This is a genomic window from Devosia marina (genome assembly GCF_009758415.1).
GTDB classification, from domain to species: Bacteria; Pseudomonadota; Alphaproteobacteria; order Rhizobiales; family Devosiaceae; genus Devosia; species Devosia marina.
On the sequence record NZ_WQRF01000001.1, the window covers coordinates 1,388,220 to 1,411,682 of the forward strand.

The window sequence follows — 23,463 nt, forward strand, 5'->3', positions numbered from 1 at the left end:
CTTCGCCCCATCTCGCATAATATTGCGCGGCGGGATGAAGGGGGAAATCGTGGATCAGCAGGACCTTATCGAGGCGGCTGCACCGGCAATGGATATCGGGGCCGTCCGCGGTCTGTTCCTGGCCGGCAGCTTTGGTCGCGGCAGCGCCGACGAATGGAGCGACGTGGACCTGATAGCGGTCGTCGCCGACGGGCAGGAACGCGTCGTCGCCGACCACTGGCGGTCTGCCCTTCACGCCATCACACCCATTGTCTTCTGGAACGAATTGTCACGCGGCGTCCTGGTGCTCAACGCCATTTCGGAGGACTGGCTGCGCTGTGATTTGACGATTGTCGCGCGCGACAGTTTCGGGCAACGCGCGAAGAACACCGTCAAGCCGCTGATCGATCGCAACCGCATTTATGATGCTTTGCCGGACAGCCTGCCACCGCGCGAGCCCGATGCCGGGACTGTGCGCTACCTGATACACGAATTCATCCGCATGCTTGGCCTCATGCCCGTCGCACTGGGACGGGAAGAATATGTGACCATGGTGCTTGGCGTCGGCATGCTGCGCGGCCATCTCGAGACGCTGCTGATGCAGGATGTGACCCTGCCTGATCCGGGCGGAATACTGCACCAGTCTCGGCTGCTGACACCCGAGCAAATGCAGATGCTCAAATCCCTTCCCTATCCGCCGCCGGAACGGGAAGCGGTTATCGCCGCCAACTTCGCCATTGCGCAGGAGTTCATGCCCCGTGCCAGGGCGATGGCAGATCGTCTCGGCATCGACTGGCCGGACGCTTTCGAAGCTGCAACGCGCCGCCGCCTGTCTGCGACATTGGGCGAACAAGCCGGCAGGGCCTGGTAACTAAAAGCTCGTGCGCAGCCAGTTGCCCACCCGGGCAATATACCCATCCGTGCCTGTCAGCTTGCGCACGCTGCGCGGCTCGACATATTCCTGGGCGCAGACCTGTGGATAGACCAGCATGCCGGCCATGGTGGCAAAGGCCGCCCCCTTGGCAATGTCCGGCAGGCCGGAAATGCCCATCGGCCGGCCGTTTCGCACATTGCGGGCCAGAATACGTCGCGCCACTTCCGGCAGGCCGGTCATCTCGCTGGCCCCGCCGGTCAGCACAAAGCGGCGCCCGCACACATCCATCATGCCGGTCGCCTGCATGCGGTCGCGAATGGCCGTCAGGATTTCTTCTATGCGCGGCCGCATGATGCGGGTCAGGACAGCGCGGGGAATTTGCCCCGGCGCTTCATCATGCGTAGCACCGACAGGCTGAATGGCGATCATCTCGCGCTCATCCGCCTGCCCCGGCAGTACCGAACCATGAAAGGTCTTGAGGCGCTCGGCATCGGCCACGCTGACCGAAAGCTGCCGCGCAATATCCAGCGTCAGATGATGCCCGCCAATGGCAATGGCATCGGCATAGACCATATGCCCGTCATTGAAGACCGATACCGTGGTGGTCGCGCCGCCGAAATCAACGCAGGCGACGCCGAGTTGCGCTTCATCGTCAACCAGCGTCGACAGGCCAGAGGCATAGGGCGTGGCCACCAACGCCTCGATCTGCAGATGGCACCGGTGCAGCACCAGTTCGAGATTGCGCATGGCCAGTGTTTCCGCACTCACCACCGCAACATCCACGCCCAGCTTTTCGCCGACCATTCCCTTGGGGTCGCGAATGCCCTTCTGCCCGTCCAAGGCGTAACCGATCGGCAATGCATGAATAATTGAACGTTCCGGCCGCGCCGAGCGCGAATTGACCGCCTTGAGCACGCGGAAAATATCGGTCTTCTCGACCTCCTGGCCATCCAGCGACACGGCGGCCGAGAAGGTCTCCGAGCCCAGTCGTCCGGCCGTCACATTGACCAGCACGCTTTCCAGCGTCAGGCCCGCTGCGCGCTCGGCCATGCCCACGACATTGCGAATGGCCTGCTCGGCCTTGTCGATATCGGTGACAACCCCGCTCTTGACCCCAGCCGCCGGCCCATAGCCGAAGCCGACCACCTCAGCCTGGTGTGTGCGGCCCTTGAGCGCCTTGCCCTCGGCCCGCGGCACCAGCCGGGCGATGACGCAGCAGATTTTGGTCGATCCAATATCGAGCACCGCCACCAGCGTGGCCTTGCCCGGCTGAACCGGCCGCAGCCGGGATGTCATTGCATCGCTCATCATGATTTGTCGGTGTCTTCGTCAGTCTTGTTTGGGCGCACGGCAACCACGCTGTCGACGCGCAGATCGATCACCGATACGTCGCGGTCGAGCAATTGATAGTCATTCTGATAGGTCACAAGGCGCGCCATCGCCTGTGCCACGCCCTGCTCCGGCAATTGCACGCGCAGGCCCGTGTCGAAGATCATATCCCAGCGGCGGTCGGCAATGCGCGACAGCGCGACCAGACCATCCTGCAGCAGCGGAAATCCATTGAGCGCCCGGATCATCACCAGCGCATCGTCCGCCGCGCCATCGCCGATCACCAGCGGCAGCCCAGAGTAATCGGGACCGGCCTCGGCAATCTGCTCACCCCGGCCATCGATCAGGAAGGTCACGCCATCGACAGCCCAGCGCGCTACCGGCGTTTTCTCGGTGATAACCACGTCGACATCGCCCGGATAGGTCTTGCGTACGATGACCGTTTCGACAGCCGGCAGTTCAGCCACGCGTTGGCGCGCCGCCTCCACGTCAAAACCCAGCGTCGACGTATGCGGCTGGATGCCCAGCGCATCGAAAATATCCTGCTCCCGAGTGAGCGACTGGCCCGAAATCGAGATTTCGCCGATGGCGAGCCCCGCCTGCGCGAAATTGCCCTGGGCAACACCACCCAGTGTATTGGCCAATTGGCCGATCGGCTCGCGCACCTGGTACAGGGCAAAACCGGCGGCAAGCAACATGGCCACCATCGCGCCACGGCGGATCAGTCCGCCATGCAGCACCAGGGCCCGGTTGAAAAGATTGGCAAGCTTACGGCGTGGAGGGCGGATGGAAACAGGCAACGCGCGGGGGTCCACCAACCGCGCCCCGGCGAGAAAGGTCTCGCTCTTTACCTGTTGCAACTCGCGTCCTCCACCATCCAGGCGACCAGCTCTTCGTAAGAGTGCCCGGCGTGAGCCGCCTGCTCGGGCACCAGTGAGGTCGGCGTCATGCCCGGCTGGGTGTTGATTTCCAGACAGACCAACTCGCCATCTTCGCCCACCGCATCGTTGTACCGGAAATCCGAACGGGTCACGCCACGGCAGCCAAGAGCCGCATGGGCGGCCAATGCCATCTTCTGCACTTTGTCGTAAATTTTCGGTTTCAGATCGGCCGGAATGACGTGGACAGACCCGCCTTCGGCGTACTTTGCCTCGAAATTGTAGAAGTTCAGCTCGGTGACGATCTCGGTCACCCCCAGCGCTACATCGCCCATCACCGCACAGGTCAGCTCGCGCCCGGGAATATAGCGCTCCACCATCACCTCTTCGCCCGAGTTCCAGTCCTCGCGCAGGATTTCCTGCGGCGGGTGGCTGGTGTCGCCCTTGACGATAAAAACGCCAAAGCTCGACCCGTCGGCAATCGGCTTGATCACATAGGGCGGCGGCATCACATGCGCCTTGCCTGCTTCCGCACGGTGCACGATCACATGGTCAGTCACTGGCACCCCGGCGGACTTGAGCATGATCTTGGCCTGATGCTTGTCCATCGCCAGCGCCGAGGCCAGGACGCCCGAATGGGTATAGGGGATCTGCATCAGCTCGAGCAGCCCCTGGATCATCCCGCTCTCGCCAAATGGCCCGTGCAGCGCGTTGAACGCCACATCGGGCTTCAGCGCCGCCAGCACATTGGCAATATCGCGCCCGACATCGACCTCGGTGACCTGGTAGCCTGCCCGCCGCAACGCGGCCGCGCACTCGGTCCCCGAACTCAGCGAAACCGACCGTTCATTGGACCACCCGCCCATCAGGACGGCGACATGCTTGCTCATGGGGTATCGGCCCCCATCAGCGCCTCAAGCTCACCCGGCAGGGCCGCGGCCCATTGCGTGATATTGCCCGCGCCAAGGCAGACCACATAGTCCCCTTCTTCCACACGAGAGGCCAGGAGCGGCGCCAGTGCTTCCGGCCGGTCGATCACCCGGGCATCGCGATGCCCGCGCGCCCGGATGCGATTGACCAGTTCTTCATGCGTCACGCCAGGCATCGGCTGTTCACCGGCCGCATAGATCGGCGCGACAATGACCGTGTCGGCATCGTTGAAACAGGCTGCGAAATCATCGAACAGGTCATGCACTCGGCTATAGCGATGCGGCTGCACCACCGCGATCACATCGCGCCGCGCCGATTGCCGCGCGGCTTTGAGCACCGCCGAGATCTCCACCGGATGATGCCCGTAGTCATCGATCACGGTCACCCCACTCACTTCGCCAGTCTTGGTGAAGCGCCGCTTGACCCCGGTGAACTCGCGCAACCCCTTGCGGATCGCCTCGGCCGGCACATGCAGCTGGTCCGCCACCGCAATGGCGGCCGTGGCGTTGAGTGCGTTGTGAATGCCCGGCATGGGCAGTTCCAGCCCGTCAATGCGCAATTGCGTCTGGCGAATGCGATCCCGGATCTCGACGGAGAAATGCTGCACCCCGTCACGGTTCTCAAGATCGGTCAGCCGCACATCGGCCTGCGGGTTCTGCCCGTAGGTGATGACGCGGCGGTCGCGAATGTCGCCCACCAGTGCCTGCACCTCGGGGTGATCCAGGCACATCACGGCAAATCCATAAAATGGCACATTCTCCACGAACTGGTGAAACGCCTTCTTCACGCCCTCGAAGCTGCCATAGTGATCCAGATGCTCGGCATCGATATTGGTCACCACCGCCACATCGGCCGGCAGCTTGACGAAAGTGCCATCGCTCTCATCGGCCTCGACCACCATCCACTCGCCGCCACCCAGCCGCGCATTGGTGCCATAGGCATTGATGATGCCGCCATTGATGACGGTCGGATCGAGATTGCCCGCATCGAGCAGCGTCGCCACCAGCGTCGTGGTGGTCGTCTTGCCATGCGTGCCGCCAATGGCGATGGCGGTCTTGAAGCGCATGATTTCGGCCAGCATTTCGGCCCGACGCACCACCGGCAGCGCCCGCGCCCGTGCCGCCATCAGTTCGGGATTATCCTTCTTGATCGCAGACGACACCACGACCACCTCGGCCTTGCCCAGATTATCGCCGCTCTGGCCGATTTCTACCGTGATCCCCATGTCGCGCAGGCGCTGCACATTGGGATTGAGCGTCAGGTCCGAGCCCTGCACCACATAACCCTGGTTGTGCAGGATTTCGGCAATACCGCTCATGCCGATGCCGCCTATGCCGATGAAATGAACCGGCCCGATATTGCGGGGCATCTTCATGGTGTGGGTCTCCCTTGGATCTGGGTATTCTTGCCCGCCAGCGTCTCGGCGATATCGGCCAGCCGCTCGACGGCCCTGGGCTTGCCAAGAGCCGCCGCAGCGCTCGCGGCGCGCCTGAGTTGGTCGGGGTTGCTCAACAGCTCGTGAAGTCGAGTGGCAAGCGATTGCGGTGAAAGCATGTCCTGCTCGGCCACCCAGCCACCGCCGCCCTCTTGCAGGAACAGCGCATTGTGCTTCTGGTCCGAATCCAGCGCACCCGGCAGAGGAATCAGAATGGCCGGGCGCCCGATCACACAAAGCTCGGTAACCGTCGAAGCCCCGGCCCGCCCGATCACCAGATGCGCATCGGCGATCCGCTCGGGCAGGTCGGCAACGAAACTGGCCAGCTCCACGCTGGTGCGCGACTGCCGATAGCTCTCTGCCACCCGCTCGATATCCTCGGCTCGCGCCTGCTGCAGGATATGCAGCCGATGGCGCAGATCATCGGGCAACAGCGCAATGGCTGCCGGCACGATATCGGACAAGGCCCGAGCCCCCTGGCTGCCGCCGGTCACCACCAGGCGAATGGCGCCCTTCTGGTCCAGGGCCGGATAGGGCTTGCCCGCCAAGGGCCGCACGCGGTCACGCACCGGATTGCCGGTCACGACCTTTTCCAGCGTCTGATTTTCGGCAAAGCGCGTTTCCGGAAAGCTCATCGCCAGCACATCGGCAAACCGCGCCAGCGCCCGGTTGGCCCGCCCCATCACCGCGTTCTGTTCATGCAGCACGCCGGGAACGCCCAGCAGATTGGCCGCAACGAAAGGGGGAAATGTCGGATAACCGCCAAAGCCGATCACCGCATCAGGGCGCAGCTTGCGCAGCACGTTCCAGGCCGCACCGATCCCGCGCAGAATGGTCATGCCCGCCCCGATCAGCTTGAGCGGATTGCGGCCCGACGGTGTGGCTGCCGGCACGATATGGATCCGCCGGGCCGGAAAATCGGCGCCATAGCTTTCCACCCGGTGGTCGGTCATCAATTCGACCGCGTGGCCGCGCCGGATCAACTCCTGCGCTAGGGCCATTGCCGGAAACAGATGGCCGCCCGTGCCGCCGGCAATAAGTACAAATGTTTTCATTCGGCGGGAGCTACCACGGCGCTGCGGTAGCTGGGAAGGCCGGTCACCATGCGCTCCTCAGGCTTGGTCCGGGTCAGCGCCAGCATCAGCCCCATGCCAAAGGCCACGGCGATCATCGAGGTGCCGCCATAGGACACGAACGGCAGCGTCATACCCTTAGCTGGCATCAGATTGAGGTTTACCGCTAGGTTGATGCCCGACTGCATCGCGAACTGCGCCGCCAGGGTCGAAGCGGCCAGTCTTGCGAACAGGCTTGCCTGGCGCTGCGCCGCCAGCATGGCGCGAATGGCGATAAAACCGATCAGACCAACCAGCCCCATGCAGAACACGATGCCGAATTCCCCTGCCGCTGCCGAAAACACGAAGTCGGCATGGGCGTCCGGGATGAGCCGGTTGGCCACGGATTCACCCGGCCCCCGCCCAAACCATCCGCCTTCCATCAGCGACTGCAACGCCCGGTCCACCTGGTAGGTATTGCCGTCCTCGGGGTTGATGAAGGAATCGATGCGGCGCGCAAAATGCGGAAAAAACGCATAGCCGCCGATCAGCAATCCCCCGGCCACCCCACCAAGCCCGACAATCACCCACCAGGAAATGCCCGAGAAAAACAGCAACACGGCCCAGGTCGCCATCACCAGCGCCGTCTGGCCCAGGTCGGGCTGCAGCAGCAGCGCGCCGACAAGCAGTCCCATAATAATCGTGGCTATCGCACGTCCTGGCACATTGCGGTGGATCATATATTCCGAAAACAGCCAGGCCCCGATAACCGCAAAGGCCGGCTTGACGAATTCGGTCGGCTGGATGGTCCAGCCGGCAATCGAGATCCAGCGCCGGGCGCCCTTGACTTCGGTGCCGAAATATAGCGTCGCCCAGAGCAGAATGGTCATCACCACCAGCGTGCCGAAGGCCACGAAACGGGCCTGACGATGCCCCAGAAGAGACGTAGCCAGCATCACCGGCACAGCCAGCAGCAAGAATAGTGCATGGCGGATCACGAAATGCCATTCATCCAGCCCGATACGTTCGGCCACCGCCGGACTTGCGCCAAAGCTGAGCACCATGCCCACGGCAAGCAGCATGATGAGCGCCCCGAGCAGTTCGCGGTCAATCGACCACCACCACTCGGCCAGAGGCGTTTTTTCGGCTCGGGAGAACATCATCGGGAAACACCGGGCTACGCAATACAAACTGTATCGAGTGTATCAACCACTTGGTTACCGATTTGCCAAAGCCTTCGCGTTTTGCGAATCCCGATGCAAAAAGGGCCCCAGCAATGCGGGGACCCTTGCCTGCGCCACTGGTAAACAAACGCATCCAGCTGCGTCGGTTTCTAGGCGGCAGCCGGCGTCACTGCAGAATTGCGACATCCGTGATCATTCCGTCGACACCGGCGATCGGGCCCAAGGCCTCGGCCGCTCCGCTTTCCAGATCGACCGTATGCAGCACATTGTCGATCACCAGAAATGCGGTATTGGTCAGGTCTTCGGTGGTGGCAATATCAAAGGCATAGGCAGCGCCTTCAACACCCAGCCTTCCGATGGTAGCCAGCGTGCCGTCATTGGGCGAGATCTGCTGGATCAGGGCCGCGATGGTCGCGTCGATGTCATACATCGCGGTCGACTCGGGCTTGCCATAGGAATTGATATAAGAGGCCTCGACAATGTCAGGGGCCTCCCCGGCATGCATGTCGGCTTCTTCAAAGGCCAGTGAACCGTCCACCGTCACCATCCCATCATCGACATTGACGCGGTGATTGGTGCCGTCCGTGCTCATCAGACGCAGGCGGTCTGCCATCGGGTTGAAATCGACAATGGCGCCCTCGTAGCTGGGCAGCTTCTCCGACAGGGTCGACTTCATGGTCGCAGCGCCCGAAGCGGTGTCGATCGTCACGACCTCACCGGACAGCGTCACGCCATAAAGCATCTTGTCTGACGGACGGACATCTATACCGGCGAGCGCGTCGACCCCGGTAACGTCCATAGTGCCCGAGACCTCGCGGGTTTCCGTGTCGAACATGACAAGCGTCTTGTCGCCAACCAGTCCGACCGCCGGGGCCGCATAGGCGCTGGTGGCGAGGCCGGCCGCACCCAGGATCAGGGCAGATCGAAGGGCAATAAGGGAAGATGCAGTCATTGGAATGTCTCCTCTGGGGTGCGCTTCTCGAGCGCGGTTACATCAGGGGTACACATGGGCGACTGCGGCCGGATGCAACGGCCACAAAAAAACTTTGGCACTGCATCCACAAGACCGGCTGGCGGGTAATCGACAGGAACGAGATTTGCCGACATGCTCCACACCATGAAGCCACACACCGCGCCTGAAGACCTGATACCGCAGATCGCCAAGGGCGAGCGCGCCGCGCTGGCGCAATTGTTCGAAGCTGAATCCGGGCGCCTACTGGCCGTCGCCCAACGCATCCTGCGCCGTCGCGATCTGGCCGAAGAAGCCATTCAGGAGGTCTTTCTGTCTGTCTGGCGCAATGCCGGCAACTATGACCGTTCCAAGGGCACTGCGCGGGGCTGGCTGACCGTCATGGCCAGGAACCGCGCCCTCAATATGCTGCGCGACGGCGCACGCATGGATTACAAGGACGGTGAAACACTGGCCGAACTGGGCGACCGCTCTGCCGATGTGCGAGCGGCCTTCGATGCCTTGTCTGCCCGCGATGCCCTCCGCCACTGCCTTGAGGCCCTCGACGCCTCCAAGCGCGAAGCTGTTCTGCTCTGCTATGTCACTGGCCTCAACCACGGCGAGGCCGCCGCCACCATGAAAGTGCCACTGGGCACCATCAAGTCATGGGTCCGGCGTGGCGTCGTCGCCCTGCAGGAGTGCCTGGCATGACCCCGCAAGATCGCGAACGCATCGGCGAATATGTGCTGGGCTTGCTCGAAGGCAGCGACGCACAGGATTTCGAAGCGCGCCTCGGCAGCGAACCCGAACTGGCCGCGGCGGTGGCGAAACTGCGCGCGCAGCTTCAAACGCTTGATGACACCGCCGGCGAACTGCCCGTCGACCTCGCTCTTTGGCAGCGCATCGCCGAACGCCTCGATGCGCCAGAAGACGAACAGGCGCAACCGGCTCACCTCCGCCCCGCCAATGACAATCGCTGGACCCGGCGGCTCGGCATGGCCGCCAGTATTCTGGTTGCCTTGGCCGTCGGCTATCTGACCGGCACCAACCTGACGACCTCGCGCCAGCCGGTAATGATCGCGGTGCTTCTGACCGAGGATGGCTCGGAGCCCGGCGCCATAGTCGAGGCCTTTGCCGACGACACCATTCGCCTCGTTCCGCTTGATCTGACCGCCCGTCCTGCGAACCGGGTCTATCAGGTCTGGACCCTGCCCGATCCGGAGACCGGTCCGGTTTCCATAGGCATTTTTGACGATCCGGCAACGCTGTCCCTGTCCGGGCCCGACCTGCCGCCGCCTGAACCCGGCCAGCTCTATGAGATTACGCTTGAACCATCCGGCGGCTCACCGACAGGGCGTCCGACCGGACCGATCCTGGTGAAGGGCTTCGCCAAGTCGCCGCTCTAACGACAGAAACAACAATCCCCGGACGAGGCCGGGGACTTTTCGTCAGGATCTTGTGTCCGGTTGTCTCCGGACATGTTCATCTTGGGGCTCCAGGCCCGCTCCTGCGTCACAGGTGAACGCAAGAACGCGCCCGCGCCGAAATGGTTTCAGCGCAGTTTCAGGCTCGACAGCCCGATCAGCGCCAGCACGAAGGAAATGATCCAGAACCGGATTACCACCTGGCTCTCGGTCCAGCCCAGATGCTCGAAATGGTGATGGATCGGCGCCATGCGGAACACCCGCTTGCCGGTCAGCCGGAACGATGTCACCTGCACGATCACCGACACGGTTTCGAGTACGAATAGCCCGCCAATGATCGCCAGCACGATCTCATGCTTGGTCGCCACCGCAATCGTGCCCAGCGCACCGCCCAGGGCCAGCGAACCGGTATCCCCCATAAAGATCTGCGCCGGCGGTGCATTGAACCACAAAAAGCCCAGCCCAGCCCCGATCAGCGCCCCGCAGACCACCGCCAGTTCCGCCGTACCCGGCACACCATTGAGCAGCAGATAGTCGGCATAGGTCTGCGACCCAACCAGATAGGCGATAAGCCCGAAACAGGCCGCCGCCACCATCACCGGCACAATCGCCAGGCCATCCAGCCCGTCGGTCAGATTGACCGAATTGCCCGCCGCCACCACCACGAAGCCGCCGAACAGGATGTAAAAATAGCCCAGATTGAGCGCCAGATCCTTGACGAAGGGGAACAGCAACGAAGTCCCATAGGAGCCTGAAGCCAGCTGCGAGATGAAGAAGGCCGCGATACCCCCGATAAGCGCCTCAAGAATGAGCCGCTGCTTGGAGCCGAAGCCGGTATGGCTCATCCGCTTGACCTTGAGATAGTCGTCGTAAAAGCCGATGGCGCCAAACCCGATTGTGACGAACAGCACCACCCAGACATAGCCATTGGTCAGGTTCGACCACAAAAGGGTCGAGATCACTGCGCCTGACAGGATCATCAGTCCGCCCATGGTGGGCGTGCCCTTCTTGGTCAGCAAATGTCCCGCCGGACCATCTTCACGGATCGGCTGTCCACGCCCCTGCTTGACGCGCAGCAACGCAATCATCCCCGGGCCAAACATGAAAACAAAAAACAGCGCCGTCACCACCGCGCCCGCCGTGCGGAAGGTGATGTAGCGGAACACATTGAAGGCGGCGAACTGCTCACCCAATTGGCCAAGGAAATAGAGCATTCTTGTCTACTACACTTTCGGGTGTATCAGCTTTGCGCAAATCGCGATTTGACTTCGGTGACGACGCGCGAGAGGCCCACGCCGTTGGACCCTTTGACCATAACTGCGTCGCCATAAGCAAGGTCGGCCACGATCACGTCCAGACCTTCTCCAATGGAGTTGTAGTGCCCCGCCAACAGGGCTGGCGGCAGCACTGCGGCCAGCGCTGCCATGCTCTCGCCCACCAGATGCACACGTTCCGCGCCACTATTCTTGACCGCGTCGACCAGTCCGGCATGCATTGCCGCGCCGGCTTCGCCTAGCTCCAGCATGTCCCCGAGCACCACGATCTTGCGCCCGCCCGGCGCCTCCAGCGCCGAAAACACCTCCAGCGCCGCCCCCATTGAGGCGGTATTGGCATTGTAGCTCTCATCGATCAGCAGCAGCGGCCGGTCTTCCGGCCCAACCACCACGCGCTGCCCCCGCCCCGGCTGTGCGCCAAAACCGGCCAATGCGCGCAACGCCGTCTCCGGCTCGATCCCCGCCAGATGCGCCACCACCAGCGCCGCCGTCGCGTTGGACAACATGTGCCGCCCGGTCACGCCCAGTGTCAGCGCATGGGTCTCATCCTCGTGCACAACCGTCGCAAAGCTGCGGTCCGCTGCCATTTCCGGTGTTGTGATCTGCCAGTCGACGCCCCGCGCGAATCCGTAGGTCACCACGCGCCCGACATCGGCCGCCGCTGCGAGTTCGAGCAGAAGATTAATCTGTGGGTGATCGGCATTGAGAACCGCCGTTCCGCCCGGCTCCAGGCCCTCGAATATCTCGGCCTTGGCCCGTGCGATATTGTCGAGGCTCCCAAGCTTCTCCAGATGCGCCGGCGCAATATTGGTAATCACCGCTACATGCGGTCGCACGAGCTTGCTCAGCGGCCGGATCTCGTCGGGCGCGTTCATGCCCATTTCGAACACGCCGAACTGAGCTGTCTCCGGCATCCGCGCCAGCATCAGCGGCACGCCCCAATGATTGTTGAAGCTCTTGATCGAGGCGTGCGTCTCCCCCGCCGCCTCGAACACCAGCCGCAGCGCCTCCTTGGTCGTCGTTTTGCCAACGCTCCCCGTCACGCCAACGACAAAGGCCCGGCTTCGCTTCCGCGCGGCAATTGCCAGATCGCGCAACCCGCCCAGCGCATCGGGCACGACAATCCGGCCGTCCCCCTCGCCCCGGCTGACCAGCGCCGCGACCGCACCGTTCTCCAGCGCCGTATCGACAAAGTCATGCCCGTCAAACCGATCCCCCTTGATCGCTACAAACAGCGCATCGGGCCCCAACTCACGCGAGTCGATGGAGATCGAATTGATCTCTCCCGCCGAAACCCCGGTGGCATTGCCACCGGTGGCCGCCAGGATGGCATCGAGTGTGAAAAGAGGAGGTGTCATCAGGGATTTCCGCGCACTGGATGCGACACCTCCCCCTTGACGGGGGAGGTTGGGAGGGGGCGGCGGCAAGAAAAGATGCCCGGAGCGCGGGATTCTCCCTCCCCGGCCCTCCCCGCAAGGGGGAGGGTGTGGAGGGGTGCAAATGGCCGCATCTGCTCCCTACCCCTTGATCGCCGCCGCGACCACTTCGTGGTCCGAAAAGTGCGACTTGGTGGTGCCCACGATCTGATAGGTCTCGTGCCCCTTGCCGGCCACCAGCAACACATCGCCCGGCTTGAGCGATTTGACGGCCTCTTCAATGGCCTGCTTACGGTCACCAATCTCCCTCGCCCCCTTGGCCCCAGCGAGCACTTCGGCGCGGATCGCGGCCGGGTCCTCGGTGCGTGGATTGTCGTCCGTGACAATCACCACATCGGCAAGATCGCTGGCAATTTCGCCCATTTGAGGGCGCTTGCCCTTGTCCCGGTCCCCGCCGCAGCCAAACACCACCTGCAGCCTGTTCTTGGCATAGGGCCGCAGAGTCTGCAGTGCCACGCGCAGCGCTTCGGGCTTATGCGAATAATCCACGAAGATCGCCGCCCCATTATGCTCGGCCACCAGCTCCAACCGGCCGCGGGCGCCCACCAGCTCCGGCAACGCGGCGAAGGCATCCGCCTTGTCCACACCCGCCGACATGGCCAGAGCCGCCGCGATCAGCGCATTGGACACCTGGAACTCGCCCGGGATCTTGAGATGGAAACTGACCTTCTCACCGATATGGCGCACTTCCACGCGCTGCCCATAGCCTTCCGGCTCGATCGAGAGAATTTCCATATATGCGCCTTCGCGCCCCACCGTCAGCAGTGTCGCACTGGCCGAGAGCGCCGCGAACATGAACTGCTCATGCTCTGGGTCATCGACATTGACGATCGCCGCGCCCCCATCCACCAGCAGATCGGTGAACAGCCGCAACTTGGCATTGCGGTATTCGTCCATGTCCTTGTGATAGTCGAGATGATCGCGGCTGAGATTGGTGAAGGCCACCGCTTCAAAATGCACGCCATCAAGCCGATGCTGGTCCAGCCCATGGCTCGAGGCCTCAAGCGCCACATGATCGATCCCCTGCGCCTTGAGCGCCCGCATCGCTTGGTGCAGCGTGCGTGAATCCGGCGTGGTCAGCGCGCCTTCAATGACGCGCTTCGAGGTTTCGATGCCCAACGTGCCGATACTGGCGCCAGGCACCCCGGCATGGTCCCAGATCTGGCGCACGAATGAGGCGACCGAGGTCTTGCCATTGGTGCCCGTCACCGCCACAAGGATTTCCGGCTGCGGTTCGAACACGCGGCTGGCCGCACGCGCATAGGACGCCCGCACATCCTTGACGATGATCACCGGAACGCCGGGATCCCCCGGCGGGGCAGTATCGGTCACAACGGCCAATGCACCGCGCTGGACTGCATCCGCCACGAATTGATTGCCATGCACCTTGGCGCCCGGCAGCGCAAAGAAAATATCGCCCGGTTCAATCCGGCGGCTATCCGAATTCAGCCCGAAGACCGCGCCGAGACCCTTTTTGGGGCGGGCGCCGGACCCTTCGAGCAACTGGGTTACACTGATAGACACCGATCAGAATCCTTCTGGATAGAGTTGTCTGACTTCCGCAGGCACGATCTGCTGATCGACCGCTTCGCTGAAGTCCGGGGCAATTCCGAGCATTGGGGCGACACGCTGGACGACACGGCCGGTCAACGTGCCGGCATTCCAGCCAGCCGTCGTGCCCGATTGGGCGTTTTCCGCCTTGGGCTCGTCCACCATGATCACCATGGTGTAGCGCGGATTGTCGAGTGGGAAGGCCGAAGCGAAGAAATTGGTCACCTTGCTGGACGAATAGCGCCCATCCACCACCTTTTCCGCCGTACCGGTCTTACCCCCCACGCGATAGCCCTGCGCAGCCTTGTTCATTCGCGATCCCGACCCACCCGTCGAAATCGCATTGAGCCGCATCAGATAGCGCAGATAGGCGCTGGTCTCGGGCCGCAGCACTCGCTCGTAAAGCGCCTCGGCCTCGGCGATATCGCGCTTGTAGAGCGTCGGGGCAATATAGTTGCCGCCATTCACGAAGGCCGCATAGGCCGTGGCCATATGGAGCGGCGACACAGACAGGCCGTGACCGAACGAAGCCGTGGCCGCGCCCACTTCCGAAAAACTGTCCGGCACCGTCGGCACGCGCATTTCAGGCAGTTCGAACTCCACGCGCTTGTCGAATTTCATGCGGCTGAGGAAGGCACGGTAATTGTCCTTGCCCATGGCCTGCATGACGCGGATCGTGCCGATATTTGAAGAATACTTATACACTTCAGGCAGCGCCAGAATGCGGTGCTTGCCGTGGAAGTCGTCGATTGTGTATCGGCCGAAACGAATACCGTAGCGCGCGTCGAACTCGTCCGTAATGGCCACTGCGCCGCTATCGAGCGCTCCCGCCATGGTCACCGTCTTGAAGATCGAGCCCGGCTCGAAAATACCCGATGTGATCCGATTGAACGTGTCCTTCACCAGTGCCGTCGCCGGCTCATTCGGATTGAAATCTGGCACCGAGGCCAGTGCGATCACCTCGCCGGTATGAATGTCCAGCATCACGCCAGCTGCCGCAACGGCCTGATAGCGCGTCATCGCGTCCATCAGCTGTTCGTGCAACACATGCTGCACACGCATGTCGACACTCAGCTCCACCGGCGTCAGCGCATTACCCCGCGCCAGCCCCAGCTCCTGCAACAGCGCCACCGATTCAGTGTCCATATGCCGCTCGATACCGGCAATGCCCTGATTGTCCACATTGGTGGAGCCCAGAATATGGGCGGCCTCGTTCATGCCTGGATAGAAGCGCTTGGATTCGGTGATGAAGTCGATGCCGGGAATGCCCAGCCGCATCACCGCTTCCTGGATGGCCGGGGTCAGTTCACGCTTGACCCAGACAAAACCCTGATCGCCGGTCAGCCGATCGCGCAACCAGTCCTCGTCGAGATCGGGTAGCACGGTGCGCAACTCGCGGACCGCTTCCTCCACATCGATGATCCGGCGCGGTTCGGCATAAAGCGAGGGAACGCGGATATCGACCGCCATTTCCAGCCCGTTGCGATCCAGAATCGGTGGCCGCGTCGCGGTAATCGCATCGCGGGTCTGCCCCTCAATGGTCTGGTCGGTTTCGGCCATGCCCAACTGCACCAACCGGCCACTCACCAGCCCCAGGCCGAGCACGACCGCAAGCACCATCCAGCGAATGCGGGCTTGAGTCAGGTTTCCGCGCTGTTTGCGGGCCCCCTCGATTGCAATAGTCGGCACATGGCCCTCTGTGATGGCAGCCATTATTCAATGACCTCCATCTCAAGAATGGCGTCGATCGGATCAATACCCTCGGAAATGGCAGCAAACAGGGCATCCATCGCCGCAGTATCGGGTTTTGCCGGACGCATAGGCAGCGCCGTGAAGGCGCCAAACTGTTCCTGCTGCACAGGACCGATCGCCAGCTCTTCCTGATGCCGCTTGATGATGGGGTCGATATGGCCGGGCTGGTTCAGTACGGCCCAATCGGCCTTGAGCAGGGAAAGCTGCCCTTCCTGGTCTTCGATCTGAGTCGCCAGCGCAGTGCGTGCGGACGCTGTCCCCTCAATGGAAAATTTCAGCGCATAAACACCGGCCAGCATCACCACTGACACGAACAGTAAGAAGATGTTGAGATTGCGGATCATGCGGCGCCCCTGACCTGCGGGACACCCAGCCCGGAAAGGTCCACGGCGCGCGCAGCCTCGCTGGTCCGCACGCCGCTGCGCAGAACCGCCGAACGGGCCCGCGGATTGCGGACCAGCTCGGCCTTGCCCGATTTGATCGCCTTGGACACAGGCTGCCAGCGGCGAGGCGCTGTCTCGACCTGCGGCAGATGGCGCGATGCCGTTGGCCCGCCTTTGTCGGGGTCGAAGAAGCGTTTGACGATGCGATCTTCAAGCGAGTGAAAGCTCACCACGGCCAGCCGCCCGCCTTCGGCGAGCAGCCGTTCGGCCGCAAACAGGCCCTCGACCAATTGATCGAACTCGCCATTGACCGCAATGCGCAGGGCCTGAAACGAGCGCGTCGCCGGGTGCGCATCACCTGGCTTGCGGCCAATGGCCTTTTCGATGATGCGCGCCAATTCCAGCGTGGTGGTAATTGGCGCCTCCTGCCGGGCCGCCACGATAAACTGGGCAATGCGGCGCGACTTGCGCTCTTCGCCATAGGCATAGAGCAGATTGGCCAGCGGCTCGGCTTCGAGTTCGTTGACCAGGTCCGCAGCGCTGGTGCCCGACTTGCTCATGCGCATGTCGAGGGGGCCGTCCCGCATAAAGGAGAAACCGCGTTCCGCCTGGTCGAGCTGCATCGAGGACACACCGATATCGAGCACCACCGCATCCACCGCATCGAGACCGGCAACAAGCGTGTCCAGCTCGGAGAATGTACCGGCGACAAAAGTGAAGCGATCCGGAAACTCGGCCTTGAGAGCGTCAACATGCGGCGCGACCGAAGGATCGCGATCGATGCCGATGACCTCGGCTCCGGCTTCCAGCATGGCCCGCGAATAGCCCCCTGCGCCGAAGGTGCCATCGACTATGCGACGGCCCGCCACCGGCTCCAGCGCCGCCAGCACTTCTGCAAGCAGCACGGGCACATGCGGACCACCCGGCTCTTCGGTTTCGGGCAGGGAAGGCTTGCCCATATCCGCTAACACTCCACTCCGGCCGCCTCGGGCCGGTTACTTAAACTATTGGCCGATCTTGCACAGCGACGCTTAAGAATCTGTTTCCCATTCGCCGCAGGACCGCGCCAGGCGCACGTCATAAAAACCGGCCCCAGTTAATCTATGCATATTGCCCTATGCGTCACTTCGGGCGATGTAGAGGCACCTCCAATAAGGAAAACCATGCCGATCACCAGCAAGACATTCGTGCGGTCCACCGCCTTGCTGCTGCTCGTCGGCCTGCTGGCCCTCATGGGTATCGTGGGCACGACGCTCTGGCTGGTCGAGCGGACCCAAGTCTATTTCAATGAAGTCGTAGAAGCCCGTGAAGCACGCGGCGCGACCGTAGACCTGCGTGCCCTTCTACAGGACGCCGAGACCAGCCAGCGCGGCTTTGTCATCACCAGCGACCCGATTTATCTCGATCCGTACAACGACGCGCTGCCCCTCATCGCGGAAGCACTGGCGCGTCTCGACGCGGTTCTGGCACCTTATCCACAAGCTGCCGATCCACTGGCCCAGCTTCACGCTGATATCGACTTCAAACTGTCCGAAATGAACCGAACCATCGATCTGGTCGCGGCAGGCCAGCGCGACCAAGCTATCGAGATTGTCGGCACGGACGCCGGCAACCAGGCCATGGAGCGAGCCCGATCCTTTTTCGAGGCGCTGATCAGCGCTGCGGACGTCAGGATCGATAGCGGTGTCCGGGACCAGCGCGATACGGCCAACCTGCTGCGTATCGTCTCCATTGTCGGCGCACTCGCCATATTCGCGGTGATCGCCGGCGCCATCTGGGCAGTCCTGAGTTATACCCAGGAACTGGCCAATGCCCGCAAGGCAGTCGAGCAAGCCAATGCCGGGCTCGAAGAACGCGTGCGCGAGCGCACCGCCGACCTGGGCAAGGCCAACGAGGAAATCCAGCGCTTCGCCTACATCGTCACCCACGATTTGCGCGCCCCGCTCGTCAATATCATGGGGTTCACGGCCGAGCTCGAAACCAGCGTCGAAGAGGTAAAGGCCTATATGGAAGATCAGGAGGTCAGCGCAGATGATCCGGTCGCCAGCCAGGCCCGGCTTGCCGCAACCGAAGACCTCCCCGAGGCGATAACCTTCATCCGCGCCGCCACGCGCAAGATGGACGGGCTGATCAACGCCATCCTCAAGATCTCCCGCGAAGGCCGACGCCAGCTCAAGCTTGAACCGGTCGAGTTGAATGAGATCGTCGAAGCCAGCGCAGCAGCGGTCCACCACCAGGTGGCCGAAAGCGACGGCGCCATCGAAACCGATATCCGCGTCGGCCAGCTCATCACCGACCGCCTCTCGCTCGAGCAGATTCTGGGCAACATGCTGGACAATGCCGTCAAGTACCGGGAACCCGAGCGCCCCTTGCGGGTTGATATTCGCGCCCGGCACGTTCCGGGCAATCGCGTGGTCATTGAGGTCGAGGACAATGGGCGAGGCATTGCCGACACTGACCATGAACGCGTCTTTGAACTGTTCCGGCGCTCCGGCTCGCAGAACAATCCGGGCGAAGGCATTGGCCTCGCCCATGTCCGCACCATGGTGCGCAGCTTGGGCGGCGATGTAACATTGACCTCGCAATTGGGCAAAGGCACCACATTCACAATTAATCTGCCGCGCGATTCCCGCGGCTTTCTGGGGAGACTAGGCGCATGAACAATGCACGGCCCGTCACCATCATTATGGTCGAGGACGATGAAGGCCACGCCCGCCTCATCGAGAAGAACATCCGCCGCGCCGGCGTCGCCAACGAGATCGTGCCCTTCACCAATGGCACCGACGCGGTCGCCTATCTGATGGGGCCGGACGGTTCGGGCCTGGTCAACAAGGGCCGGCAGTTGCTGGTGCTGCTCGACCTCAACCTGCCCGACATGACCGGCATCGACATCCTCGAAAAGGTCAAGAACAACGAGCACACCAAGCGCTCACCGGTCGTTGTGCTCACCACCACCGATGACCAGCGCGAGATCCAGCGCTGCTACGATCTGGGCGCCAATGTCTATATCACCAAGCCGGTCGACTATGACGGCTTTGCCAACGCCATCAAGCAGCTTGGCTTGTTCTTCTCCGTGATGCAGATCCCCGAGACCGAATAGCTGATGCCGAGCCGCACACCGCATGTCCTCTACATCGATGACGATCCAGGCCTGATCCGTCTGGTCGAAAAGGCCATGCAGCGGCGCGGCTACATCTTCTCGCATGCCCAGTCCGGCGAAGAGGGCCTCGAACTGATCCGCAATGGTGTCATCGACGTCGTCGCGCTCGATCATTACCTGCCCACCGGCACCGGCCTAGACGTGCTCGCCGGCATGGAAGGCCTGGAAGACCGCCCGGCCACAGTCTATGTCACCGGCTCCTCGGAAATGTCGATTGCCGTCAACGCGCTCAAGGCCGGCGCCACCGATTTCGTGCCCAAATCCGGCTCGGAAGACTTCATGCCCCTGCTGCTGTCCGCCATCGACCACGCCATCGAGCATGTGCGCCTCACCCGCGCCAAGGCCAAGGCCGAGCGCGAAGTGGAAGACGCCCGCGACCGCGCCGAAATGCTGCTTGGCGAGGTCAATCATCGCGTCGGCAATTCGCTGGCCATGGTCGCCGCCCTGGTGGGCCTGCAGTCCAATGCCCTTGATGACCCCGAGGCCAAGCGCGCTTTGGCTGAAACCCAGGTGCGCATCCAGGCCATCGCTGGCGTGCACCGCCACCTCTACACCTCCGACGATGTGCGCAATGTGCAGATGGGCGAGTACATCAACAGCCTGATCGGCGAATTGGAAAATTCCCTGCAGGCCGAAGGCAGCACCGCCAGCATCCGCGTCGATGTCGAAGGCTTCCCCCTGCCCACAGAAAAAGTGGCCTCGCTCGGCGTCATCGTTACCGAGCTGGTCACCAACGCCCTCAAATATGCCTATCTCGACCGCGACCCGGGCGAAGTGCGCATCAATATGCGCCGCGACGGCACCCAGGTGCGCCTGGTGGTCGAAGATGACGGCATTGGCTGGACCGGCAATGGCAAGCCGCAGGGCACGGGCCTGGGCAGCCGCATCGTCAAGGCCATGGCCGCGAGCCTCGATGCCAGCGTCGAATATGGCGAAGGCCCTGGCACCCAGGTCGTGGTGACCTTCGAAGGCTAGGCACCCACCGCCACGCTCGGCTGCGCCAGCAGCAACGGTCCCTGCGCCACCGGCATGGTCACCACCATTCCGCCCGTCTCGACCAGCACCTCGTCTGGCCCGGGCACCGGTTTGGGTGCTCGACAATTTCGATCACGTCAGGAGCGCCGTAACATTTTTTTACAAATCGACGCGATCCATCTGGCCACCCAAGCGTTCAACTCACTCATCCCAGGAGGAGACGGAACGTGTATACTTTCGACAAGCAACTGCCTGACACCGCATTTGACGCGGCCGTAACGCGCACCAAACAGGTCCTGGCCGACAACGGCTTTGGCGTCCTGAGCGAGATAGACGTTCAGAAGACCATGAAGTCCAAGCTGGACGCCGACCTGCCCGGATACCTGATCCTTGGCGCCTGCAACCCGAAAATGGCATTCGAGGCATTGAAGCTCGAACCCCGGGTCGGCGCCATGCTGCCGTGCAATGTAATCGTCCGCGAACAGGAAAACGGCGTGGTCGAAGTCAGCGCCATTGATCCTGTCGCCTCAATGCAGGCCATCGGCAATGCGGAACTGCAAGCCGTGGCCGGCAAGGTTCAGGCCATGCTCTCCGATGTCGTAAAGGCGCTCTAGCGACGGAGAACGAGTGCCTAGTGGCAGATGTGGGGTGGATAGAAGACAGGCTGGTTTAGTGTAAAACTTCGCCCTTGCAGACATGGGTAAGGAGCGCGCCATGCCACTAGGGGCAGGACACGGGGGCCGAGTAGTCGACGCGACCGAAGCGATATCAACGGCTGCTCGGGCGCGGCTGATTGCCATCGACGGCTTGCCAGTGAGCGGCAAAAGCACTCTCGCTGACCAGATGATTGAGGCTATTGGTGCCGAAGCGATCTACTTGGATGATTTCGTAAAGCCGGAAGCACAGTGGCGCGGCTCAGTCGAGCCAAGCTTTCCTTTCCCGTACATCCGCTATGGAGATTTTCTCAACACAGTGCAAACACTGCACCGTGACGGCAACTGTTCATATTTCCCGTATGACTGGAGCACCGGACGCGCAGTGGAGAAGGCCCGGCACGTCACCTTGGCCCAACCGGTCATTATTGAGGGAGTGTCATCGTTGCACCCTGATTTGAAGCCCCTCTACGACATATCATTCTGGGTAGAAAGTGACGCCAAGAGCACGCTGCTGGCAAGCTTGGAGCGTGGTGTTGGAGACTGGGCCGACGAATGGCGATACCTCTTCATGCCTTGCGTTGAAGTGTATCTAGGAAGCAACCCAAGGGATCGCGCCGACTATATCGTCATGGGGCGCGGGTACTCGGAAATGTCCGTTTCGTAGGCGCGCACCACACTCGTCGACGGCAGACATGGGCTCGATATCTGCCGCTGAGCAAAAAAGTAATCCCCGCCCCAAAATCCTCCCCTATCCTCCTCCCATCCCCGTCGCACACGCGGCCCCGACGCAGGGCCGGATGGGGAGGCCGGGAAGAGGGGCGCCTCTTTACGCGGGTAGAAGCTCGGCAGCCGGACCTGCGACAACGGTACCGCCTGAATCCGGACCCGTGGAAAATCCGTGTTTCCGTGACGAACGGCCAGTGGCTCGTTCTACCTCGTTTCGGAAGGGCCACTGGCCGTTCGTTACCGTGCAACCGCGACGCCGCAGGGCCGGGCGGCTTCGAACCATGCCCGAAGGGCAAAATCTCCCCGGTGGGGAGATTTTAGGTGACTTCGCAGACGATCCGCGACGCGGATGGGTGGCTCCGGTGGAGCCGCACAAGTCAAGAAGGCCATAAGAGCTATGCTCGAATGGCGGGTGGCATGTCCGAACGCAGGGCACATCGCGCCAATGGCGCGACGTGAGCGAACAAGGCTCGAATGGCGGGTGCCACGCTCGCAAGAATGCGCTGGACCTCAAGCCGGAAATAGATATAAAGATATCTTTATATCTGAGGGCGCGATGAGCGGATTGAACAAACTGGTCGGGGTGTTGAAGGCGGCGGGGGAAAGCACCCGGCTGCGCCTGCTCGCGCTTCTGGCCGATGGCGACCATTCGGTCAAGGATCTCACCGAAATCCTCGACCAGAGCCAGCCCCGCGTATCCCGCCATCTCAAGCTCCTGGCCGATGCCGGTCTCGTCCAGCGCCACGCCGAAGGGGCCTGGGCCTATTATCGGCTGGCGCCCGAGGGGCAAGGCGCTGATCTGGCGCGCTGGTTGACCGCGCGGGTCGACCCCGATGCGCCCGAGCGCCAGCGTGACAAGGCCCGCCAGGCCGAGGCGCGCGCCGCCCAGCAGGCCCAGGCCGCCGACTATTTCGCCAAGGTCGCGGAAAGCTGGGACTTGCTGAAAACCCTGCATGTGCCCGAAGCCGCCGTGGAAGCGGCGGTATTGGCCGAGCTGGGCGGGCGCAAGGTCGACCTGCTGGTCGATCTGGGCACCGGCACCGGCCGCATGCTCGAAGTGCTGGCCCCCGCCTATGCGCGCGGCATTGGCGTCGATTCCAGCCGCGAAATGCTCGCCGTGGCGCGTTCGCGCCTGGCCGCAGCCGGCATCAGCCATGCCCAGGTGCGCCTGGGCGATATTGGCGGGCTGGACCCGGCCATTGGTCTGGCCGATGTCATCGTCATCCACCAGGTACTGCACTATTTCGACGATCCGGGCCGCATGCTGGCCCAGGCCCGTCGTCTGCTCAAGCCGGGCGGGGAGATCCTCATTGTGGATTTTGCCCCCCATGAACTCGAATTCCTGCGCACCGAGCACGCCCATCGCCGGCTTGGCCTGTCGCGGGAGCAAATGAATGACTGGGCGGCCCTGGCCGGGCTCGATGTGCGCGCCGCGCGCGAATTTCCCAGTGACAGCAAGGATCGCGGGCTGACCGTGTGCCTCTGGCACCTCGGCGACCGCAGCAAGACGGAATAG

The 23,463-nt window shown here is 62.6% G+C and carries 22 protein-coding genes; 9 read left to right on the forward strand and 13 right to left on the reverse strand.

Features of this window, described 5'->3' with window-relative positions:
* The first annotated feature begins 49 nt into the window (after nt 1-49).
* A complete protein-coding gene (locus GO014_RS06725; RefSeq protein ID WP_157289583.1) occupies nt 50-850 on the forward strand; it encodes an aminoglycoside 6-adenylyltransferase in 801 nt (266 codons plus the stop codon).
* On the opposite strand, the gene ftsA is transcribed toward GO014_RS06725, so the two are convergent.
* The 7 genes from ftsA to GO014_RS06760 form a co-directional block, all read right to left on the reverse strand.
* Nucleotides 851-2,164, reverse strand: coding sequence for a cell division protein FtsA (gene ftsA, locus GO014_RS06730; protein WP_157289584.1), 1,314 nt, complete (start codon nt 2,162-2,164; stop codon nt 851-853).
* On the reverse strand, nt 2,161-3,042 hold the full coding sequence (locus GO014_RS06735) for a cell division protein FtsQ/DivIB (protein ID WP_157289585.1): 882 nt from the start codon (nt 3,040-3,042) through the stop codon (nt 2,161-2,163). The genes ftsA and GO014_RS06735 overlap by 4 nt, the downstream gene beginning before the upstream one ends.
* On the reverse strand, nt 3,030-3,950 hold the full coding sequence (locus GO014_RS06740; RefSeq protein WP_157289586.1) for a D-alanine--D-alanine ligase: 921 nt from the start codon (nt 3,948-3,950) through the stop codon (nt 3,030-3,032). The genes GO014_RS06735 and GO014_RS06740 overlap by 13 nt, the downstream gene beginning before the upstream one ends.
* The gene (gene murC / locus GO014_RS06745) at nt 3,947-5,365 is read right to left on the reverse strand and encodes a UDP-N-acetylmuramate--L-alanine ligase (protein ID WP_157289587.1); all 1,419 of its coding nucleotides are present in this window, start codon (nt 5,363-5,365) and stop codon (nt 3,947-3,949) included. The genes GO014_RS06740 and murC overlap by 4 nt, the downstream gene beginning before the upstream one ends.
* Complete coding sequence (murG, locus tag GO014_RS06750; protein WP_157289588.1) at nt 5,362-6,480, reverse strand: undecaprenyldiphospho-muramoylpentapeptide beta-N-acetylglucosaminyltransferase; 1,119 nt, start codon at nt 6,478-6,480, stop codon at nt 5,362-5,364. The genes murC and murG overlap by 4 nt, the downstream gene beginning before the upstream one ends.
* Nucleotides 6,477-7,637, reverse strand: a complete 1,161-nt coding sequence (locus GO014_RS06755; protein ID WP_116588675.1) for an FtsW/RodA/SpoVE family cell cycle protein — start codon at nt 7,635-7,637, stop codon at nt 6,477-6,479. Before GO014_RS06755 ends, murG begins: the two co-directional genes overlap by 4 nt.
* Nucleotides 7,638-7,827: 190 nt before the next feature.
* Nucleotides 7,828-8,613 (reverse strand): DUF4394 domain-containing protein, encoded by a 786-nt coding sequence (locus tag GO014_RS06760; protein WP_157289589.1) that lies wholly within the window; start codon nt 8,611-8,613, stop codon nt 7,828-7,830.
* Nucleotides 8,614-8,766: 153 nt separating this feature from the next.
* Between GO014_RS06760 and GO014_RS06765 the strand changes: the two genes are divergently transcribed.
* Together GO014_RS06765 and GO014_RS06770 are read left to right on the forward strand one after the other, a co-directional pair.
* Nucleotides 8,767-9,321, forward strand: coding sequence for a sigma-70 family RNA polymerase sigma factor (locus tag GO014_RS06765; protein ID WP_246204393.1), 555 nt, complete (start codon nt 8,767-8,769; stop codon nt 9,319-9,321).
* A complete protein-coding gene (locus GO014_RS06770) occupies nt 9,318-10,016 on the forward strand; it encodes an anti-sigma factor (protein WP_157289590.1) in 699 nt (232 codons plus the stop codon). Before GO014_RS06765 ends, GO014_RS06770 begins: the two co-directional genes overlap by 4 nt.
* Before the next feature lie 146 nt (nt 10,017-10,162).
* On the opposite strand, the gene mraY is transcribed toward GO014_RS06770, so the two are convergent.
* The 6 genes from mraY to rsmH all read right to left on the reverse strand — a co-directional run bounded on the left by mraY (nt 10,163) and on the right by rsmH (nt 17,374).
* The gene (gene mraY, locus GO014_RS06775; protein ID WP_116588275.1) at nt 10,163-11,248 is read right to left on the reverse strand and encodes a phospho-N-acetylmuramoyl-pentapeptide-transferase; all 1,086 of its coding nucleotides are present in this window, start codon (nt 11,246-11,248) and stop codon (nt 10,163-10,165) included.
* Between the two features lie 26 nt (nt 11,249-11,274).
* Nucleotides 11,275-12,666, reverse strand: coding sequence for a UDP-N-acetylmuramoyl-tripeptide--D-alanyl-D-alanine ligase (locus GO014_RS06780; RefSeq protein ID WP_157289591.1), 1,392 nt, complete (start codon nt 12,664-12,666; stop codon nt 11,275-11,277).
* A 159-nt stretch (nt 12,667-12,825) separates the two neighbouring features.
* Nucleotides 12,826-14,262 (reverse strand): UDP-N-acetylmuramoyl-L-alanyl-D-glutamate--2,6-diaminopimelate ligase, encoded by a 1,437-nt coding sequence (locus GO014_RS06785; RefSeq protein WP_425482063.1) that lies wholly within the window; start codon nt 14,260-14,262, stop codon nt 12,826-12,828.
* Between the two features lie 9 nt (nt 14,263-14,271).
* Nucleotides 14,272-16,008, reverse strand: coding sequence for a peptidoglycan D,D-transpeptidase FtsI family protein (locus tag GO014_RS06790; protein ID WP_157289592.1), 1,737 nt, complete (start codon nt 16,006-16,008; stop codon nt 14,272-14,274).
* A complete protein-coding gene (gene ftsL, locus GO014_RS06795; RefSeq protein ID WP_157289593.1) occupies nt 16,008-16,391 on the reverse strand; it encodes a cell division protein FtsL in 384 nt (127 codons plus the stop codon). Before ftsL ends, GO014_RS06790 begins: the two co-directional genes overlap by 1 nt.
* Nucleotides 16,388-17,374 (reverse strand): 16S rRNA (cytosine(1402)-N(4))-methyltransferase RsmH, encoded by a 987-nt coding sequence (rsmH, locus tag GO014_RS06800; RefSeq protein ID WP_425482064.1) that lies wholly within the window; start codon nt 17,372-17,374, stop codon nt 16,388-16,390. Before rsmH ends, ftsL begins: the two co-directional genes overlap by 4 nt.
* Nucleotides 17,375-17,593: 219 nt before the next feature.
* Here rsmH and GO014_RS06805 point away from each other — a divergent pair, with 219 nt between their 5' ends.
* The 6 genes from GO014_RS06805 to GO014_RS06830 all read left to right on the forward strand — a co-directional run bounded on the left by GO014_RS06805 (nt 17,594) and on the right by GO014_RS06830 (nt 23,463).
* Entirely contained in the window at nt 17,594-19,090 is a 1,497-nt protein-coding gene (locus GO014_RS06805; RefSeq protein ID WP_157289594.1) for a sensor histidine kinase, read from the forward strand.
* Nucleotides 19,087-19,530, forward strand: a complete 444-nt coding sequence (locus GO014_RS06810; RefSeq protein WP_116588269.1) for a response regulator — start codon at nt 19,087-19,089, stop codon at nt 19,528-19,530. The genes GO014_RS06805 and GO014_RS06810 overlap by 4 nt, the downstream gene beginning before the upstream one ends.
* 3 nt (nt 19,531-19,533) lie before the next feature.
* The gene (locus GO014_RS06815; RefSeq protein WP_157289595.1) at nt 19,534-20,565 is read left to right on the forward strand and encodes a histidine kinase dimerization/phosphoacceptor domain -containing protein; all 1,032 of its coding nucleotides are present in this window, start codon (nt 19,534-19,536) and stop codon (nt 20,563-20,565) included.
* Between the two features lie 227 nt (nt 20,566-20,792).
* Nucleotides 20,793-21,179 (forward strand): DUF302 domain-containing protein, encoded by a 387-nt coding sequence (locus GO014_RS06820; RefSeq protein WP_343030805.1) that lies wholly within the window; start codon nt 20,793-20,795, stop codon nt 21,177-21,179.
* Between the two features lie 100 nt (nt 21,180-21,279).
* Nucleotides 21,280-21,885, forward strand: coding sequence for a nucleoside/nucleotide kinase family protein (locus tag GO014_RS06825; protein ID WP_157289596.1), 606 nt, complete (start codon nt 21,280-21,282; stop codon nt 21,883-21,885).
* Nucleotides 21,886-22,503: 618 nt separating this feature from the next.
* A complete protein-coding gene (locus GO014_RS06830; protein ID WP_104893824.1) occupies nt 22,504-23,463 on the forward strand; it encodes an ArsR/SmtB family transcription factor in 960 nt (319 codons plus the stop codon).

Excerpts from the sequence above, each read along its gene's own strand:
- ftsA (WP_157289584.1), bottom strand. The coding sequence starts at position 2,164 with ATGATGAGCGATGCAATGACATCCCGGCTGCGGCCGGTTCAGCCGGGC.
- GO014_RS06740 (WP_157289586.1), bottom strand. The coding sequence starts at position 3,950 with ATGAGCAAGCATGTCGCCGTCCTGATGGGCGGGTGGTCCAATGAACGG.
- murC (WP_157289587.1), bottom strand. The coding sequence starts at position 5,365 with ATGAAGATGCCCCGCAATATCGGGCCGGTTCATTTCATCGGCATAGGC.
- murG (WP_157289588.1), bottom strand. The coding sequence starts at position 6,480 with ATGAAAACATTTGTACTTATTGCCGGCGGCACGGGCGGCCATCTGTTT.
- GO014_RS06755 (WP_116588675.1), bottom strand. The coding sequence starts at position 7,637 with ATGTTCTCCCGAGCCGAAAAAACGCCTCTGGCCGAGTGGTGGTGGTCG.
- GO014_RS06760 (WP_157289589.1), bottom strand. The coding sequence starts at position 8,613 with ATGACTGCATCTTCCCTTATTGCCCTTCGATCTGCCCTGATCCTGGGT.
- GO014_RS06765 (WP_246204393.1), top strand. The coding sequence starts at position 8,767 with ATGCTCCACACCATGAAGCCACACACCGCGCCTGAAGACCTGATACCG.
- GO014_RS06770 (WP_157289590.1), top strand. The coding sequence starts at position 9,318 with ATGACCCCGCAAGATCGCGAACGCATCGGCGAATATGTGCTGGGCTTG.
- mraY (WP_116588275.1), bottom strand. The coding sequence starts at position 11,248 with ATGCTCTATTTCCTTGGCCAATTGGGTGAGCAGTTCGCCGCCTTCAAT.
- GO014_RS06780 (WP_157289591.1), bottom strand. The coding sequence starts at position 12,666 with ATGACACCTCCTCTTTTCACACTCGATGCCATCCTGGCGGCCACCGGT.
- GO014_RS06790 (WP_157289592.1), bottom strand. The coding sequence starts at position 16,008 with ATGGCTGCCATCACAGAGGGCCATGTGCCGACTATTGCAATCGAGGGG.
- ftsL (WP_157289593.1), bottom strand. The coding sequence starts at position 16,391 with ATGATCCGCAATCTCAACATCTTCTTACTGTTCGTGTCAGTGGTGATG.
- GO014_RS06805 (WP_157289594.1), top strand. The coding sequence starts at position 17,594 with ATGCCGATCACCAGCAAGACATTCGTGCGGTCCACCGCCTTGCTGCTG.
- GO014_RS06810 (WP_116588269.1), top strand. The coding sequence starts at position 19,087 with ATGAACAATGCACGGCCCGTCACCATCATTATGGTCGAGGACGATGAA.
- GO014_RS06815 (WP_157289595.1), top strand. The coding sequence starts at position 19,534 with ATGCCGAGCCGCACACCGCATGTCCTCTACATCGATGACGATCCAGGC.
- GO014_RS06825 (WP_157289596.1), top strand. The coding sequence starts at position 21,280 with ATGCCACTAGGGGCAGGACACGGGGGCCGAGTAGTCGACGCGACCGAA.
- GO014_RS06830 (WP_104893824.1), top strand. The coding sequence starts at position 22,504 with ATGAGCGGATTGAACAAACTGGTCGGGGTGTTGAAGGCGGCGGGGGAA.